Genomic DNA, 16750 nt, shown 5'->3' with positions numbered 1-16750 from the left:
CTCGCGCCAACCGAGAAGCATGACGGTCTGAATCGCTTTCGCCCATAACTCGCATCGTGGCGACACTGCGTCACATCGTGGAGCAGCAACCCCGCTCCTGCTCAGCCTCCACGATACCCGAATGATGGGGTTTCAGCCCTGAACCAGGCCGTTGCGTATGGCGTACACCGTGAGTTCGGAGTTGTTGGCCAGACCCAGCTTCTCCAGCACCCGAGCCCGGTAGACACTGACCGTCTTGGGGCTCAGGGTCAGCTCCTCGGCAATGTCGGACAGACGCTTGCCCGAGGCAATCATGACCAGGGTCTGCAGTTCCCGGTCGGAAAGCTTCTGGTGGGCCTGCTCGGTGGCGGGCGCCGTCAGGCTCTCCACCAGCATCTGCGCGATCTCGGGCGTCACATACTTGCGCCCCTGGGCCACGGTGCGCACGGCAGCCACCAGCAGCTGCGGGTCGCCGCCCTTGTTCACATAGCCAAAGGCCCCTGCCTTGAGGGCTCGGATGGCGTACTGGTCCTCCGGGTACATGGAGACGATCAGCACGCGGGTGCTGGCGCCCTCATCCTTGAGCACATGCAGCACGTCCAGGCCGCTGCGACCGGGCATATTGATGTCCAAGACCAACACATCGCAGTCCATGCCCGGCTGCCGCATGAGGGCGCGCAACTCGCCATAGTCGCCAGCCTCCCCGATCACCTCGATATCGGCCACATCGGACAGGGTGTCGCGAATACCACGGCGAATCAGCGCATGGTCGTCGCAGAGAATCACTTTAATCATGCGCTGCCCCAGGCAGAAGGATCGTGGGTCACGTGTGACGCCTCCTCATCATCCAACAAGGCCCCACCGGCCTCCAGGGGGACCGACAGGATCAGGCTCGTGCCTCGCGAGTTGCTGCTCAAGTCCACCCAGCCGCCCACGGTGGCTGCGCGCTCATGCAGGCCGCGGATACCGAAGGACCGCGCCTTGGCCAGGTCGGCGGGGGACAGTCCTTGCCCATTGTCGCTGACCTCCAGGGTGAGCACTCCCGAGTCCACACTGAGTTCGATATCGACCTTGGTGGCGTTGGCATGCTTGGAAACATTGGTCAATGCCTCCTGCGCCGTCCGGTAAGCCACCAGAGGCACCCCCGGCGGCAGCTGGATCTGTTCATGGCTGGTCCGCATGCTGGTGATGATGCCGGTGCGGCGCTCGAAGCGCATGCTCATCCATTGCACGGCTGCTACCAGCCCCTGCTCCAGAATGGCGGGGCGCAGGTTGTGCATGATGCGCTGGCTGGCCTCGATGGCATTGCTGACCGTCTCCAGCGCCGACTGCACGCGCTGCAACACGGCCGCATCCTGGGCATGGCGGGCCATCCAAGCCAGATCGAACTTGAGTGCGGTCAGCGAGCCGCCCACATCGTCATGGATCTCCCGTGCGATGGCCGCGCGCTCCATCTCCACACTGGTCTGCAGATGACCCGCCAGCTCGTGCAGACGCTGCTTGGACTTGAGCAGTTCGCGCTCCGACTCCTGGCGGGCGCGCTGGGTTTCACTGGCTTCGATGGCGTGCATCAGCGCGGGCGCCAGGCGGGCCAGATTGTTCTTGAGCAGATAGTCCGAGGCGCCCGTTCGCATGGCCGCCACGGCCGTGTCCTCGCCAATCTCTCCGGAGACCAGCACGAAGGGCACGACGCGCCGACTCTCCTTGAGCATGTCCAACACGACCAGCCCCGAAAAGCCCGGCAGGTTGTAGTCCGAGATGATGGCGTCCCAGGGCTCGTTCAGACAGCGGGTCACCTCGGCCAGGGTATCCACCCGCAACACATCCAAGTTCAAACCGGCGCGGCGCAGCTGGGCGAGGATCAGTTGGTGGTCGAGCTCCGAATCCTCGACATGCAGTACGCGCAATCGGCGATCAGCGCTTGAAATCGTCATGGCACCGGAGTATGCCAAGAATGTGCAACACCTCACGGCAAGCGCAATCCCGAGGTTTTCTGCGCCGTCCGCGCCCCTCAAAATGGTCCCAGGGCACATTGCAAAGCGCTGAATTATGGGCCGCCGACCGAAATATCGAGAAAAAGGCCTGCTTATGGTCACTAGTCCTGTCGACAGGCTCGCTAGAAATGCCGAAGATCCCAAGCACACGCCGCACGGTCCATGGCTGGATTCCGACTTGCGCCGCATGCCCCGGGTGAGGACAGAAAATGTATGGAGCCCCGATCACGATGAATGAAACCACGTCCCCTGCCGAGCCGGGCATGCTCCCCCTCTTGGCCGCGGCTGAGTTGCAGGATCACCTGATGACGGTGACCAACGATCTCGAGCGGCTGCAGCGCCTGCTGGATGATGCCGGTGAGGCCCTGTCTGGTCATTTCTTCGCAGCCTCGGCCCAGGTCCAGCACCTGCTGCGCCAGAGTGCTGAACGCGGCGAAGATGGAGCGACGCTGCACGAGATCATGGAGCACATTGCTGGCGCCATCACGGCATTGCAATTTCAGGACATGGCCACCCAGCTGATCGCGCATACGAGTCAGCGTCTGCGCAACTGCCAAGACCAGCTGGCCAGAGACACGTTCGGCGACGATGAAGACGGCACAACAGTCGTCGAAATCGCCCCCCTGCGCCCCAATCCCGTGACTCAGGACGAGATGGACGCGGGGTCCGTCGAACTGTTCTAAAGATTCTTAAAGTTCAACCGATATCAGCTTGTTATCCGGAGAGAGAGCGATGCATTCAATCCTTGCTGTGGACGATTCGGCCTCGATGCGCCAGATGGTCTCCTTCACCCTCAAGAACGCCGGGTTCAATGTGGTGGAGGCGGTGGACGGGCAGGACGCCTGGGAAAAAGCGGGCACGCGCGACTTTGATCTGGTCCTGACCGATCAGAACATGCCGCGAATGGATGGCATCAGCCTGACCAAGAAGCTGCGGGACAACCCGAAGTTCAAGTCCACACCCATCCTGATCCTGACCACCGAGTCCAGCGACCAGATGAAGCAGGCCGGCCGCGCCGCCGGTGCGACAGGCTGGCTGGTCAAGCCCTTTGATCCGGCCAAGCTGATCGAAGTGATCGGCAAGGTGATCCGCTGAAGTCTGCATCCCCACGAGGAGTGAAAAGATGGGAGAGATGACCTCTGAAGGCGCAAGCCTGAGTGCCGGCATTGATCTGAGCCAGTTCTACCAGGTCTTTTTCGAAGAGGCCAACGAGAACCTCGACAATATGGAGCAGTTGCTCCTGAACGTGAATGTCGATGAGGCCGACGACGAAGAGCTGAACGCCATCTTCCGCTGCGCGCACTCAATCAAGGGTGGGGCCGCGACGTTTGGCTTCTCCGACGTCGCCGAGCTCACCCATCAGATGGAGACCCTGCTCGATAAGCTGCGCCGTCACGAGTTGCAGCCTACCGCGGCCATGGTCGACGTCTTGCTGCAGTCGGGTGACGCGCTGCGCGCCCAGCTGGGCCGCCATCAAGGTTCTGGCGCCGCCCCCGTGGACACCACCGAGCTGCTCAACAGCATACGCGGCCATGTCGAAGGCACGGCGGGCAGTGCACCGCCCCCCGCACCGGCCCCGGCTCCGGCCGCCATCGCGAGTAGCGCACCTGCAGCTGCCCCAGCGCTCAAGACCGATGCTCGGCTGCTGGAGCTGCAGGTGGGGCCGCTCGCCGATCCGGAGCTTGCCAACAATCTGGTGGAGCTGTTCAAGGAAATCACGGATCTCGGAACCATCGAGCCACTGGACGCGGGCCAGGCCGCCGACGGCATGCGGCGCTTCAAGGTGCTGACCAGCAGCTCCGACAACGATCTGCTGGACCTGTTCACCTTCCATGTGGCGCGCGAGCAAGTCAAGCTGATGCCGCTGAGTCAGGGTTTTGGCTTTCATGAAGGCGCGCCCGGCGCACCCTCAGCCCAAGCCGAAGACAAGGACAAGGACCCGGGCTACGGTTTCTTTGAAGACGCCCCAGGCGTCCCCCCCTCGGCCAGCACCGAACTCAAGGCCAGCGCCGAAGCGCCCAAGCCCAGTGCCGCCGTGACCACGGCCGCCAAGCCGGTTGCAGCGCGCCCCGACGCCAAGCCCGCCACTGGCGGCATGGACCAGAGCACGCTGCGCGTTTCCGTGGAGAAGGTGGACCAGCTGATCAATCTGGTTGGCGAGCTCGTCATCACCCAGGCCATGCTGGCCCAGAACAGCCGCAACGTGGATCCGAGCCTGTACCAGCAGCTCGCCTCCGGGCTGGCCGATCTGGAGCGCAACACGCGCGACCTGCAGGAATCGGTGATGTCCATCCGCATGATTCCCATGTCGGGCGTCTTCAACCGTTTTCCGCGCATGCTTCGGGACCTGGCGGCCAAGCTGGGCAAGAAGGTGGAGCTGGTCACGCAAGGCGAGGCCACCGAGCTGGACAAGGGTCTGGTCGAGAAGATCACCGACCCCTTGACCCATCTGGTGCGCAACAGCTGCGATCACGGTATCGAGACACCGGCCGAGCGTCTGGCCAAGGGCAAGCCGGAACAGGGCACCATCACCCTAGTCGCCTCCCATCAGGGTGGGTCCATCGTGATTGAGGTGCGCGACGATGGCCGCGGACTGAACCGCGAGAAGCTGATCAAGAAGGCGCGCGAGAAAGGTATCGACGCCCCCGACAGCATGAGCGATCAGGATGTCTGGGGCCTCATCTTTGCGCCCGGCTTCTCCACGGCCGACCAGGTGACCGATGTGTCGGGCCGCGGCGTGGGCATGGATGTGGTGAAGAAGAACATCACCTCGCTGGGCGGCACGGTCGAGATCGACTCCGCCGAAGGTTATGGCATGAAGGTCTCGGTGCGCCTGCCCCTGACCCTGGCCATCATGGACGGCATGAGCGTGGGCGTGGGTGAGGAGGTCTACATCCTGCCGCTGAGCTCGGTGGTCGAGTCCTTCCAAGTCCAGTCCGGCACCATCAAGACCGTGGCCGGCACCGGCCGCGTGGTCGAGGTACGCGACGAATACATGCCCGTGGTGGAACTCGAGCAGGTCTTCAACGTCCCGCGCTTCGACTTTGAGCATGTCAGCTCCATCATGGTGGTGGTGGAGGCCGAAGGCGGCCGCGTGGCCTTGCTGGTCGATGAACTCCTGGGCCAGCAGCAGGTTGTGGTGAAGAACCTGGAGGCCAACTACCGCAAGGTACACGATGTCTCGGGCGCCACCATCATGGGCGATGGCCGCGTGGCCCTCATTCTTGATGTGGGCAGCCTGGTGCGCCGCTCGCGCCATTGAGCGAATAGTTTTTCGAAGTAGAGGATTAGAACAATGACGATGAGCGCCTTGCTACGCCGATTCAGCATCCGAACACGGATGATCGGCGCGATCGCGATGGTGCTGGCGCTGCTGCTGGCGGTAGGCAGCGTGGGTCTGCTGGGCATGAACTCCATGCGGGATCAGACCAAGCAGTTCGCCGAGAACTCCGTGCGTGAAGCCAATCTCGTGACCCGTCTCGTCCATGCCATGGGCGAGATGCGGCGTTACGAGAAGGACATGATCATCAATTACGAGAAGCCGGAGGTGGTCAAGCAGGTTCATGCCAAATGGGATGGCAGCCGCAAGACCATTGCCGACATCGGCAAGCAAATCGGCCAGGGCGAGTCCGGGGCCGACAAGGCCAAGATGGCTCAGGTGCTCACCCTGCTGGACGGTTATGCCAGCAAGGCGCAGCCGGTACTGGCCCAGTTGGAAGCCGGCGGGTACGACAACGCGGCCGTGGCCGACAAGCTGCTGTCCCGCGCCAAGGAAGACGTCGCCTCGGCCGAGAAGCTGATCGAGGAGTTGCGTGCGGCGCTGGAGAACGAAGCCAGCGCGGCCCAACAGCGCGCCGAATCCACGCAGGGACGTGTATTGACAGCCTTTATCGTGGTACTCATTCTGGCGGCTGCCGTGGTCGTCCCGCTGACCCTGCTGAACATGCACAGCATCTGCAGCCCGCTTGCCGATGCCAAGGTGTTTGCGGAAGCCATCGCCAAAGGTGATCTGACCCTGCCGTCCAAGCCGGTCGAGGGCGCGGATGAGGCCTCGCACCTGATGAGTTCGCTGCAGAACATGCAGAGCTCGCTGCAGAATCTGGTGGGCCAGCTGCGCACCTCGGCCGACAGCATCCGCACCGCTTCGGTGGAAATCGCCAGCGGCAACCAGGACCTGTCCAGCCGCACGGAACAGACCGCCGGCAATCTGCAGCAAACCGCGTCTTCGATGGTGGAGCTCACCGGTACCGTCAAGCAGACGGCCGACTCTGCCCGCACGGCCAACCAACTGGCGTCCAGCGCTTTCTCGGCGGCAGCCAAGGGCGGTGATGTGGTGAACCAGGTCGTCTCGACCATGGACGAGATCAACACCAGCTCCAAGAAGATCAGCGACATCATCGGCGTGATCGACGGCATCGCCTTCCAGACCAATATCCTGGCGCTCAACGCAGCAGTGGAAGCAGCCCGGGCGGGCGAACAGGGCCGCGGTTTCGCGGTGGTGGCCGGCGAGGTGCGGTCCCTGGCCCAACGTTCTGCGGAAGCGGCGCGGGAGATCAAGACCCTGATTGGCGCCAGCGTTGAGCGCGTCGAGACCGGTGCCCGTCTGGTGCAGGAAGCCGGTACTTCGATGAACGATATCGTCGCCAGCGTGCAGCGTGTGACGGACATCATTGGCGAGATCACCGCCGCCGCCAGCGAGCAGAGCGACGGCATCGGCCAGGTCAACCAGTCCGTGTCCCAGCTGGATCAGATGACTCAGCAGAACGCAGCCCTGGTCGAGCAGTCGGCCGCTGCGGCTGAGAGCCTCAAGGACCAGGCTGAGCGTCTGGCCCAAGCGGTGGACAAGTTCCGCATCAGCAGCAGTGCTGCTCAAGCCCTGCCTGCCATCGTCAGCTACAAGTCCAAGGCGTCTCAAGCTGCGGCCGCACCGGTGGTGGCACGCGCCACCACGGCGACGCCCACCCCCACCAAGTCCTTGGCACCCAAGCCAGCGAGCGCTGCGCCACGGCCTGCACCCGCCCCTGCCAAGCCCGCACCGGCCCCGGCAGCCGACGGCGACTGGGAAACTTTCTGACACCCGGGCTGAACATCACAAGCACAGATCAGCCGCTCAGCACCACAATCGTTCCATCCCCTAAAACGAGGTAAGCCATGGAAACCATCAGCGAATCCACCCAGTTGGTGCGTCGTGAGGCGGGCGCCCTGGCCGTGCAGGCCCAGGGCCCTGCAGGCGGCGAGTATCTGACCTTCCGCTTGGGCAGCGAGGAGTATGGCATTGACATCCTGAAGGTTCAGGAGATTCGCTCTTACGAACAGCCCACCCGCATCGCCAATGCCCCCGAATTCATCAAGGGCGTGGTCAATCTGCGTGGCGTGATCGTCCCCATCGTGGACCTGCGGCTCAAGCTGGGATGTCCCAACGCCGAATACAACGGCTTCACTGTGGTGATCGTTCTCAACGTCCGCAACCGCGTCGTGGGTGCCGTGGTGGACTCGGTGTCGGATGTGCTGGAACTCAACCGCGATGCCATCCGCCCTGCCCCGGAGCTCAATGCCAGCGCGGTGGACACCAGCTTCATCACCGGCATCGGTGCAGTCGGGGAGCGCATGCTCATCCTGATGGACATTGAGGGCCTGATGAGCAGCGCCGACATGGGCCTGATGGACTCTGTGATCGGCTAGTTCTTGCCTGAAACCCGCCTTGGTCCGGCGGTTTTTTTTTGGCTTGTTGTCAGCTAGAAGAACCGAGCAACCTCATCATGACAACCGCTAACACCTATTCCCTTGTGCGCCGGGTCTCCCTGATCGGCGTCGTCAGTCTGGCTGCCGTGCTGCTGGGCATCAGCGGTGCCGTCAGCGTGCTCCTGACGCGCGTGGCGCATGAGCGTGTGGTCTCCTGGGTCGGAGACAAGGCAGAGGCTGTGGTGGACGCCATGAATGCCATGGACGACACCTCGCGCACCCTGGTGCAGCGAAGCTTTGCCAGCTTCCGTCAGGAGTTTGGCCCGGCCTTCACTCTCAACGAGGAAACCGGGGAATTGCGCGACTGGGGCCCAAAGCTCAACGACAACTACACCCAGGTCGACAAGTTCGCCGCCAATTCCGGTGGTGTGGCCACCGTGTTCGCCACCAAGGGCGACGACTTTGTGCGCATCACCACCTCGCTCAAGAACGAGAAGGGCGAGCGCGCCGTAGGCACCATGCTGGGCAAGCAGCATCCCGCCTATGCCACCGTGTCGAGCGGCAAGCCCTATACCGGACGCGCCGTGCTCTTCGGCAGGCCCTATATGAGCTACTACGAGCCCATCAGCAACGATGCCGGCAAACAGGTGGGCTTGCTGTTCATCGGTTTTGATCTGGACGCCTTTGAAGCCGCCATCGGCAAGATGGCCGCCGAGTCCAAGTTCTTCGAAACCGGGGGCATCTATATGCTCACCGTGGGCAAGGATTTGCAGCAGGCCCGCTTCGCCGTGCACCCGAATGCCAAGGGCAAACTGGTCAGTGAGGTCGCGCCCGACCTGCTCAAGCAGTTGGGAGAACTCGGGGACGGCACCTATATCGACAAGGTGCACGATGTGCTGGGCAGCGGGCGCAAGGATGACTTCGCCATCGTTCGCAAGAATCCCAAGACCGGTCACTGGGTGATCGCCCAGGTCTCCCGCGGCGAGGCCATGGCCTCACACTGGGCCACCATGGTACCCTTCTGGCTGATGCTGGGCGGGGCGACCGTGCTGCTGGGCCTGGGATTGGCCTGGCTGTTGCGCAACTGGGTCGCCAAGCCGCTCGCAAAGCTCAACGATGGCGTGCGCGCCATCGCCCAGGGCGACCTGAGCACCCCTATGCACAGCGATCGCCAGGACGAGATCGGCATGCTGACCCGTGACGCGGAGAGCATGCGACAGCGCCTGGCCGACATGATTGGCACCGTGCGTCATTCGGTGGACTCCATAGGCACGGCCAGCGCCGAGATCGCCACCGGCAATCAGGATCTGTCCAACCGCACGGAGCAGACGGCCTCCAATCTGCAGAACACGGCCTCCTCCATGGACAGCCTGACCAATACCGTGCGGCAGACCGCCGACTCGGCACGCACCGCCAATCAGCTGGTGAGTTCGGCCTCCACAGCAGCGGCACGCGGTGGTGAAGTGGTGGGTCAGGTGGTGTCCACCATGGACGAGATCAACACCAGCTCCAAGAAGATCAACGACATCATTGGCGTGATCGACGGCATTGCCTTCCAGACCAATATCCTGGCCCTGAACGCCGCGGTGGAGGCGGCCCGCGCGGGCGAGCAGGGCCGCGGTTTTGCGGTGGTGGCCGGTGAGGTGCGCACCCTGGCCCAGCGCTCGGCCGAGGCCGCCAAGGAGATCAAGAGCCTGATCGGTGCCAGTGTGGACAAGGTCGAGACCGGCAGCCGACTGGTGCAGGAGGCCGGCAGTTCCATGGATGAGATCGTGGCCAGCGTGCAGCGCGTCTCGGACATCATTGGCGAGATCAGCGCCGCCGCTGGCGAGCAAAGCGAGGGCATTGGTCAGGTCAACCAGTCGGTCACCCAGCTGGATCAGATGACCCAGCAGAATGCGGCCCTGGTGGAAGAATCGGCAGCCGCCGCCGAGAGCCTGCGCGAGCAGGCCCAGCGTCTGGTGCAGGCGGTCAGCGTGTTCCGCCTCTCCGGCGCGCAAAGCAGCCCGGCGCCGGCACCGGCTCCTCGCCAGCCCGCCAGCTCAGGCAAGCCCGGCGCCTCGGCCGGCCGTGCTACATCAGCAGCTCCCAGCAGCAAGCCTGCCGCCAGGCCGACACCCAAGCCCCCTACCCCGGCCAGCAGGCCCGCAGCCCCCGTCAACACCGACAAGGGCGACGGCGATTGGGAGACTTTCTAGCCGAAGCGATCATGCATCAGCGCCGCCGAAAGCCTGAGCCGACGGCGGCCCGGACGACACAAGAATAGGCGTGCCGGCAAGCACCGGCACCCAGGGATATCAGGGGGGGGAGAGCCGCGGACTGGCTCTGCCCCTTTTTTGTCTGATTGTTTGTTTGTTCCAGGAGCCCGTGATGTTCGAATCGATCAAGACCAGACTGATCGCCTTCTGTGTCGGAGCCGTGGTGATCGCGCTCGGCGTGGTCACCGTTGCCGACTACCTGATCGTGCGCAAGCACACCCAGGCCCAGGTGCAGGCCAGCCTGGACGCGCTGGCCTCGGCTCATGGCGCCACGGTGGCGCAGTGGGTGCGTACGCAGCGAGATATCGTGGTGGCACTGCAGCCCGTGGCCAAGCAGGCCGATCCCATTCCCATGCTGGTCCAAGCCGCCAAGTCCGGGCGCATGGACAATGCCTACATCGGCATGGCCGACAAGAAGGTCCACTTCTCAACGCCTCAGAACGACCTGCCACCGGACTACGACCCGACGGCACGCCCCTGGTACAAGCAGGCGGCCGCGGCCAACGGCCCCGTGCTCACCGAGCCCTATGTCGATGCCGGCACCAAGCGCCTGGTGGTGACCTTTGCCCAGGCGGTCAAGGAAGGCGGACAGACTCTGGCCGTGGTCGCCTCGGATGTCTATCTCGATGGCGTGGTGGAGACCGTCAAGTCCATCAAGCCCACGCCATCGGGCTGGGCCTTCCTGGTATCTCGCCAGGGCAAGATCATTGCGCACCCGAATGCCAATCTGGCTATGAAGCCCAGCACCGAGATGAGTGCCCAGTTTGACGCTGCGGCGCTGGAGTCCAGCCTCAAGTCCGGGGCCAGCTGGGTCGAGGCCAAGGTGGGCGAGCAGACCTTGCTGCTTCGCGCAGCCGCGATTGCCGACACTGACTGGGTTCTCGTGACCGCGGCCGACAAGGGCGAGGCCCTGGCTTCACTGTCCAGCCTGGTCAACACCTCCCTGATCGCCTTGGTCCTCGTGGCCGCGGTGGCCGGGGTGCTGGTGGCCGGCCTGGTGACCGCAATGCTGCGCGGCCTGGACAATGTTCGTGCCGCCTTGGACGAAATCAGCGCTGGCGGCGGCGACCTCACGCAGCGCTTGCCGGCCAGCGGCGGCGATGAAATCGGGCGTATCGCGCAGTCCTTCAACACCTTTGCCGAGAAGATCCAGCACATCATGCTGGACGTGCGCAGCACCACAGGCTCCATCACCACGGCCTCGAGCGAGATCGCCCTGGGTGCCCAGGACCTGAGTCAGCGCACCGAGCAGACGGCCTCCAATCTTCAGCAGGCCGCCTCCAGCATGGAACAGCTGACCGGCACCGTGCGCCAGACGGCGGACGCGACGCAAACCGCCAATCAGCTGGCCTCCAGTGCCTCCACGGCCGCGGCCAAGGGCGGCCAGGTGGTGGGCCAGGTCGTGGCCACCATGGAGGAAATCAACACCAGCTCCAAGAAGATCAACGACATCATCGGCGTGATCGACGGCATTGCCTTCCAGACCAATATCCTGGCCCTGAACGCCGCGGTGGAAGCGGCCCGGGCTGGCGAGCAGGGCCGCGGTTTCGCGGTGGTGGCCGGCGAGGTGCGCACACTGGCCCAACGCAGCGCCGAGGCTGCCAAGGAGATCAAGAGCCTGATCGGCGCCAGTGTGGACAAGGTCGAGATCGGCAGCCGCCTGGTCCAGGAGGCCGGCACCTCCATGGACGAGATCGTGGCCAGCGTGCAGCGCGTCTCGGACATCATTGGCGAGATCAGCGCCGCCAGCTCCGAACAGCGTGACGGCATTGCGCAGGTCAATGGTGCCGTGACCCAGCTGGACCAGATGACGCAGCAGAATGCGGCCCTGGTGGAAGAGTCCGCTGCAGCCGCCGAGAGTCTGAAGGACCAGGCTCACAAGCTCAACGAGGTCGTCTCCGTCTTCCGCTTGGGCAATGACAGCCCGGTGGCGCCCATGGCCACCAAGTCCAAGACCAGCTCCGCCGCGCGTGCGTCGGCCCCCATGACGGCGCCTCGTCCGGCCCCGGCCCCCAAAGCTGCCGCGCCCCGCCCTGCCACGGCCCCGCGCCCTGCTAGCGCCCCGCCGGCGTCGGCCCCCAAGGCGGCCGCGGACGGCGATTGGGAAACCTTCTGAGCACGCCGACAGCGTGAAAGAACAAGGCCCCGCTGGCACAAGCCGCGGGGCCTTTCTCTTGTTTCTTGAATCCAGCCAAACGACTGGGTTCAAGCTCAGTTGTTATCGGCCTCGCGCAGCGTGGCCACCACGGGGCGCTCCAGCACGGCGCGCAAGCTCCACCAACCGGCAGCCTGGGCCAGCACGGCCCCTGCCAGCGCACTGAGCAGGGGCACCCAGAGGCTGGCCTGCCACTCAAACTCGAAGACTTGTCTCGCCAGCACACTGGAAATGAGCAGCCCCACGGCGCCGGCCAGGAAGCCGGCCAGCAGGCCCACGCCCAGCAGCTCGGCGCGCTGCACCTGGGCCAGCAGGCCTCGGCCCGCCCCCAGGGCTCGCATCAGGCCGAACTCCCGGGTTCGCGCCTCGCGGGTGCTGCTGACGGCACTCAGGAGCACCACCACGCCGGTCGCCAAGGTGAAGGCAAACAGATACTGCACCGCCTGAATCACCTGGTTCAGCACCAGCTGCACCTGTTCGATCTGGGCCGACACATCCACATTGGTGACATTGGGAAACTCACGCCCCAGCCGCTTGTCTAGCTCGACGCCGGCCGGCGAGCGATAGGCCGAGATATAGGTGGCCGGCAGCTCCGGCATCTGGGCAACCGGGAACAGCACAAAGAAGTTCACCCGCATGGAGCTCCAGTCCACCTTGCGCAGGCTGCTGATACGCCCCTCCACCATCTGCCCCGCAATGTCAAAGCGCAGGCGGTCGCCCAGCTTCAGGCCCAACTCCTTGGCCAGGCCCTCCTCCACACTCAGGCCATCGGCCTCATCCACCGTCCAGCGCCCGCCGACCAGCTGATTGTGCCTAGGCATGTCGGCGCCATGGCTGAGGTTGAACTCGCGCTCCACCAGACGCTGGGCCCGCGCCTGCTCGAACTGCTGAGGCGAAACGCTCTGGCCATTGATGGCCACCAGCCGACCGCGAATCATGGGGTACCAGTCATAGCGCTCCACGCCGGCCTCAGCCAGCGCCGCCTGGAAACCCTTCGTCTGATCGGGCTGGATATTGATCACAAAGCGATTCGGCGCATCCGCGGGGCTGGCCGCGCGCCAGCTTGAGATCAGATCGGTGCGCAGCAGGACCAGCAAGGTCAGGGCCAGCAAGCCCACGGCCAGCGAGGCCACCTGCACCACCGCAAACACCGGCCGGGCCGCCACCTGGCGCGTGGCCAGCAAGAGCCAGCGCGGCGCCCCCACCGAGCCCGCCACCGACAACGGCACCACCCGACGCAGCAGCAGCACGGCCAGATAGGCCAGCAGGGCAAACACGCCCAGGGCCAGGGCAAAGCCCAGGGCAGCGATCAGGCCCAGGGTCAGATCCGAGGACAGCGCCACCAAGATGGCGGCAAAGCCCATCAGCCCGGCCAGAAGCACCGCGAGCGAGCCCAGCTTGAGCGCTCCCACATCACGGCGTATCACCCGCAGCGCCGGCACGCTGGCCAGCTGCAAGACGGGCGGCAGACCAAAGCCCAGCAGCAGGCTCAGGCCCAGGCCCAGGCCCAAGGCGGCCGGCCAGAGGCTGGGGGCAGGCAAGTCCACCGCAATCAAGCCCGAGAGCAGGCTCACAAAGCCATGGTGCACGGCCCAGCCCAGGCCCACCCCGATCAGGCTGGCCAGCAGGCCCACGGCACCAAACTCCAGGCCGTAGGACCAGGCAATGCGTCGCTGCGACTGTCCCAGCACACGCAGCATGGCGCAGTCATCCAGATGCCGCGCCGCAAAGTCACGCGCCGCCAGGGCCACGGCTACGGCCGCCAGCAGGGACGAGAGCATGGCCACCAGGTTCAGGAATTTGGCTGCCCGGTCCAGGGTCTGCCGCATCTCGGGCCGGCCACTTTCCAAAGACTCCAAGCGGACCCCGCGGAAGGCGCCGCTCTCGATCTGCGCCCGTGCCTGGCGCAAAAAGGCCTGCAGGCCCGCCTCCTGCCCCGGCCCCGCGGCCACGGCCCAGCGGTAGCTGAGCCGGCTCGCGGGCTGCACCAGCCCGGTCGCCGCCAGATCCGACTCCGCCAGCATGACCCGCGGCGCAAAGGCTAGAAAGCCCGCCCCACGGTCGGGCTCGGTACGAATCACACCCGCTATACGCAGGCTGCGCTCCCCCAGCAGCAGGCTGTCGCCCTCGCCCAGTCCCAGGGCGCTGAGCACGCCGGCGTCCAGCCAGACCTCGCCCGGCGCCGGAGCTCCGACTTTGCGGCCGTCTTCCAGCAGCAGACGACCGCGCAGCGGATACGCCTCACCCACGGCCTTGACCGCCACCAGGCGACTGGCGCCACCCTTGTCCTCGGGCGCCCGCGCCATGCTGGGAAAGCTGACCGTGCCCACCTGGCTCAGCCCTGCTTGGTCCGCCAGTTGGCGCAGGGCCTGCGGCGTGGGCTGATCGCTGGCAAGCACGGCATCGCCGCCCAGCAGCTGCGCCGCATCGCGTCGCAGGCCCTGGTCCAGCCGATCCGATAGAAAGCCCACCGCGCACAGCGCCGCCACGGCCAGCGCGACCGCCAGCACCAGCAGGCGCAATTCGCCAGCGCGCAGATCGCGCAAGGTCTGGCGCCAGGCCAGCACGAGGATCGATGGGGGCTTTGCAGACGAGCTCATGCCCGCACTGTAAGACAGGCCCGGCCCCTGGCGCTGGCCAAGCCAGATCGCCCCCATGCACCAGTCGCCCACCGCAGGGTCAACACCAAGTACCAGACGCTCCGGCGCCCGCGCGCACAGGCTACAATTCGCGCCGAAACGCGGGTGTCGTTCAATGGTAGGACTCTTGCTTCCCAAGCAAATAACGTGGGTTCGATTCCCATCACCCGCTCCACATCTCTGCAAGTCGTTGATTTACATCGACTAACCCAGCAGAGCCTCGCCCGCCTGCAGCGCCCTCATACAAAGGGACTGGCCGGCATGGCCCCATGCATCAGCCACCCAGGATCAAGGCCCGGCGTCTGCCCCTACCCGACCGACGGCCAGGGCTGATCGCGCGGCGCTGACGGGCAGCTTGGGACAGCGCAGACAATCCGGGCCATGTCTCTGATCCACAGCTCCTTCTACCGCTTCACGCCCGTGCCCGATCCCAGCGCCTTCGCCGACTGGCTGCGCGAGGCCGGAGCCGGCCTGGGCGGCGTCGTGCTGGTGGCCAGCGAGGGCCTGAGCGCGGCCCTTGCCGGCCCGGCCGAGCTGCTTACCCGCTTCGAGGCCGCGCTCCAACAGCAGCCCGGCTTTGCCGGCCTGCACTTCAAGCACAACCACTGCGAGCGCCCACCGTTCAGCCGGCTCAAGGTCAGCGTGAAGCGCGAGATCGTGGCCTTCGGCGTGCCCGGCGTCAGCGGCGGCGCGGCGCCCGACACGCATGTCAGCCCGCAGCGCTGGCGCGAACTGCTGGACGACCCCGACACCGTGGTCATCGACAACCGCAACAGCTTTGAGTTCAAGCTCGGCCGCTTTCGGGGCGCGGTGGACCCGGGCGTGAGTCACTTCCGCGATTTTCCCGCCTATGTCGAGGCCCATCGCGACGACTGGCAGGGCAAGACCGTCGCGATGTACTGCACGGGCGGCATCCGCTGCGAAAAGACGGCCGCCTGGATGCAGGCCCGTGGCATCAAGGTCGCGCAGCTCGATGGCGGCATTCTGAACTTCCTGGCCGCCTTCCCTGATGCGGCGCGGGACTGGGAGGGCGAGTGCTATGTGTTCGACAAGCGCATTGCCATCGACGCCCAGGCCCGCGAGACCGGCACCACGGCCGAACAGGTGTTCACCGACCCGGCCGACGCCTGGCGGCTGGCGCGAGCCCGAAGGCTGGATCCCTGAGGCGTCGTCCGGCAAGGCGGCCCGTCATGGGTGCTGCGGGCCACGGGCCGGGTATTCGATCCGGATCTTGGGCTTTGTGGAGCGCGTCCACAGCAAGACAAAGGGCCGCCTGATGCGGCCCTTCGTGTTTTCGGCTGCCGGACCGCGCCGGCAGGCCGCTGCTTCGCTCAGACCTTGAGACGGCGGCGGCTCAGCAGGCCCAGCACGCCCAGACCGGCCAGCATCAGCGCGTAGCTCTCGGGCTCGGGCACGGCCAGGGTCAGGTTGTCCATCACGATGCTGTTGCCGGCCACACCAAAGCCGTAGATGTCGGCGCTGGCGCGGCTGAAGCCCAGGAACTGGGTGGCGTTGTAGCCATCCACATCGGTCTTGATGGAGAAAGTGAAGCTCTCCAGGGTATTGCCGTACTGGTCATAGGCCAGCAGGGTCAGCGCATTGTTGATGCCGACGGCACGGAACTGGTTCAGATAGGCGCCCACATGCTGAACGCCCGTGGAGAAGCTGAAGCCCAGCTCGCCACGCTTGCCCAAAAAGCTGCTGGCCAGGAAGTTGCCGTCCACGCCGGTGCCCAGGTCGAACACGCCCCAGGCGCCGTTCTGGCCCAGGTCGCGGTTGTTGGCGCCCAGCTCGGCAAAGGGGCCCGAGGTCAGCTTGACCTCCATGCCGATCTCGGCACTGCCCACATCCACCTCACCCGTGGTGATCAGGCCATCAAAACCATTGAAGGTGATGACCTTGCTGGGACCAAAGCCGCTGGCGCTCTGCACCGAGGCGGCCTGTGCGGCTCCACCAAGGGCCAGCAGGGCGCCCAGGCCCAGGAACTTGATGCTCTTGCTGATCTTCATCGCGATAAATCTCCGTAAAGGGCGGGCCGGGACG

Annotated in this window: 12 protein-coding genes and 1 tRNA gene; 9 read left to right on the top strand and 4 right to left on the bottom strand. The window is 65.2% G+C overall.

Features of this window, described 5'->3' with window-relative positions:
- Positions 1–132: 132 nt before the first annotated feature.
- Both DFR39_RS18300 and DFR39_RS18295 read right to left on the bottom strand, forming a co-directional pair.
- Entirely contained in the window at positions 133–774 is a 642-nt protein-coding gene (locus DFR39_RS18300; RefSeq protein ID WP_133605285.1) for a response regulator, read from the bottom strand.
- Positions 771–1913: a hybrid sensor histidine kinase/response regulator gene (locus DFR39_RS18295; protein WP_133605284.1), complete on the bottom strand. Its 1143-nt coding sequence runs from the start codon at positions 1911–1913 to the stop codon at positions 771–773. Before DFR39_RS18295 ends, DFR39_RS18300 begins: the two co-directional genes overlap by 4 nt.
- A gap of 290 nt (positions 1914–2203) precedes the next feature.
- On the opposite strand from DFR39_RS18295, the gene DFR39_RS18290 reads away from it, so the two are divergent.
- The 7 genes from DFR39_RS18290 to DFR39_RS18260 all read left to right on the top strand — a co-directional run bounded on the left by DFR39_RS18290 (position 2204) and on the right by DFR39_RS18260 (position 12029).
- Positions 2204–2656, top strand: a complete 453-nt coding sequence (locus tag DFR39_RS18290; RefSeq protein WP_133605283.1) for a hypothetical protein — start codon at positions 2204–2206, stop codon at positions 2654–2656.
- 49 nt (positions 2657–2705) lie between these two features.
- Positions 2706–3068, top strand: a complete 363-nt coding sequence (locus tag DFR39_RS18285) for a response regulator (RefSeq protein WP_133605282.1) — start codon at positions 2706–2708, stop codon at positions 3066–3068.
- Positions 3069–3096: 28 nt separating this feature from the next.
- On the top strand, positions 3097–5235 hold the full coding sequence (locus DFR39_RS18280) for a chemotaxis protein CheA (RefSeq protein WP_133605281.1): 2139 nt from the start codon (positions 3097–3099) through the stop codon (positions 5233–5235).
- Between the two features lie 33 nt (positions 5236–5268).
- Complete coding sequence (locus tag DFR39_RS18275) at positions 5269–7047, top strand: methyl-accepting chemotaxis protein (protein WP_281277275.1); 1779 nt, start codon at positions 5269–5271, stop codon at positions 7045–7047.
- A gap of 77 nt (positions 7048–7124) precedes the next feature.
- Positions 7125–7655, top strand: coding sequence for a chemotaxis protein CheW (locus DFR39_RS18270; protein WP_133605280.1), 531 nt, complete (start codon positions 7125–7127; stop codon positions 7653–7655).
- 77 nt (positions 7656–7732) lie between these two features.
- A complete protein-coding gene (locus tag DFR39_RS18265) occupies positions 7733–9853 on the top strand; it encodes a methyl-accepting chemotaxis protein (protein WP_133605279.1) in 2121 nt (706 codons plus the stop codon).
- Positions 9854–10025: 172 nt separating this feature from the next.
- Positions 10026–12029, top strand: coding sequence for a methyl-accepting chemotaxis protein (locus tag DFR39_RS18260; protein ID WP_133605278.1), 2004 nt, complete (start codon positions 10026–10028; stop codon positions 12027–12029).
- A gap of 95 nt (positions 12030–12124) precedes the next feature.
- Here the strand turns inward: DFR39_RS18260 and DFR39_RS18255 are convergent, their stop codons facing one another.
- Positions 12125–14668, bottom strand: coding sequence for an ABC transporter permease (locus tag DFR39_RS18255; protein ID WP_133605277.1), 2544 nt, complete (start codon positions 14666–14668; stop codon positions 12125–12127).
- 140 nt (positions 14669–14808) lie between these two features.
- Here DFR39_RS18255 and DFR39_RS18250 point away from each other — a divergent pair.
- Positions 14809–14882 (top strand) — tRNA-Gly (locus tag DFR39_RS18250).
- 206 nt (positions 14883–15088) lie between these two features.
- Positions 15089–15871 (top strand): oxygen-dependent tRNA uridine(34) hydroxylase TrhO, encoded by a 783-nt coding sequence (gene trhO, locus DFR39_RS18245; protein ID WP_133605276.1) that lies wholly within the window; start codon positions 15089–15091, stop codon positions 15869–15871.
- Between the two features lie 167 nt (positions 15872–16038).
- On the opposite strand, the gene DFR39_RS18240 is transcribed toward trhO, so the two are convergent.
- Positions 16039–16716: a PEP-CTERM sorting domain-containing protein gene (locus DFR39_RS18240; protein ID WP_133605275.1), complete on the bottom strand. Its 678-nt coding sequence runs from the start codon at positions 16714–16716 to the stop codon at positions 16039–16041.
- Positions 16717–16750 lie beyond the last annotated feature (34 nt).

It is taken from the genome of Roseateles asaccharophilus, from assembly GCF_004362405.1.
In the GTDB taxonomy this organism is placed as follows: domain Bacteria; phylum Pseudomonadota; class Gammaproteobacteria; order Burkholderiales; family Burkholderiaceae_C; genus Kinneretia; species Kinneretia asaccharophila.
The sequence above is the reverse complement of the archived record's forward strand: the minus strand, read 5'-3'. Positions and strand labels throughout refer to the sequence as shown.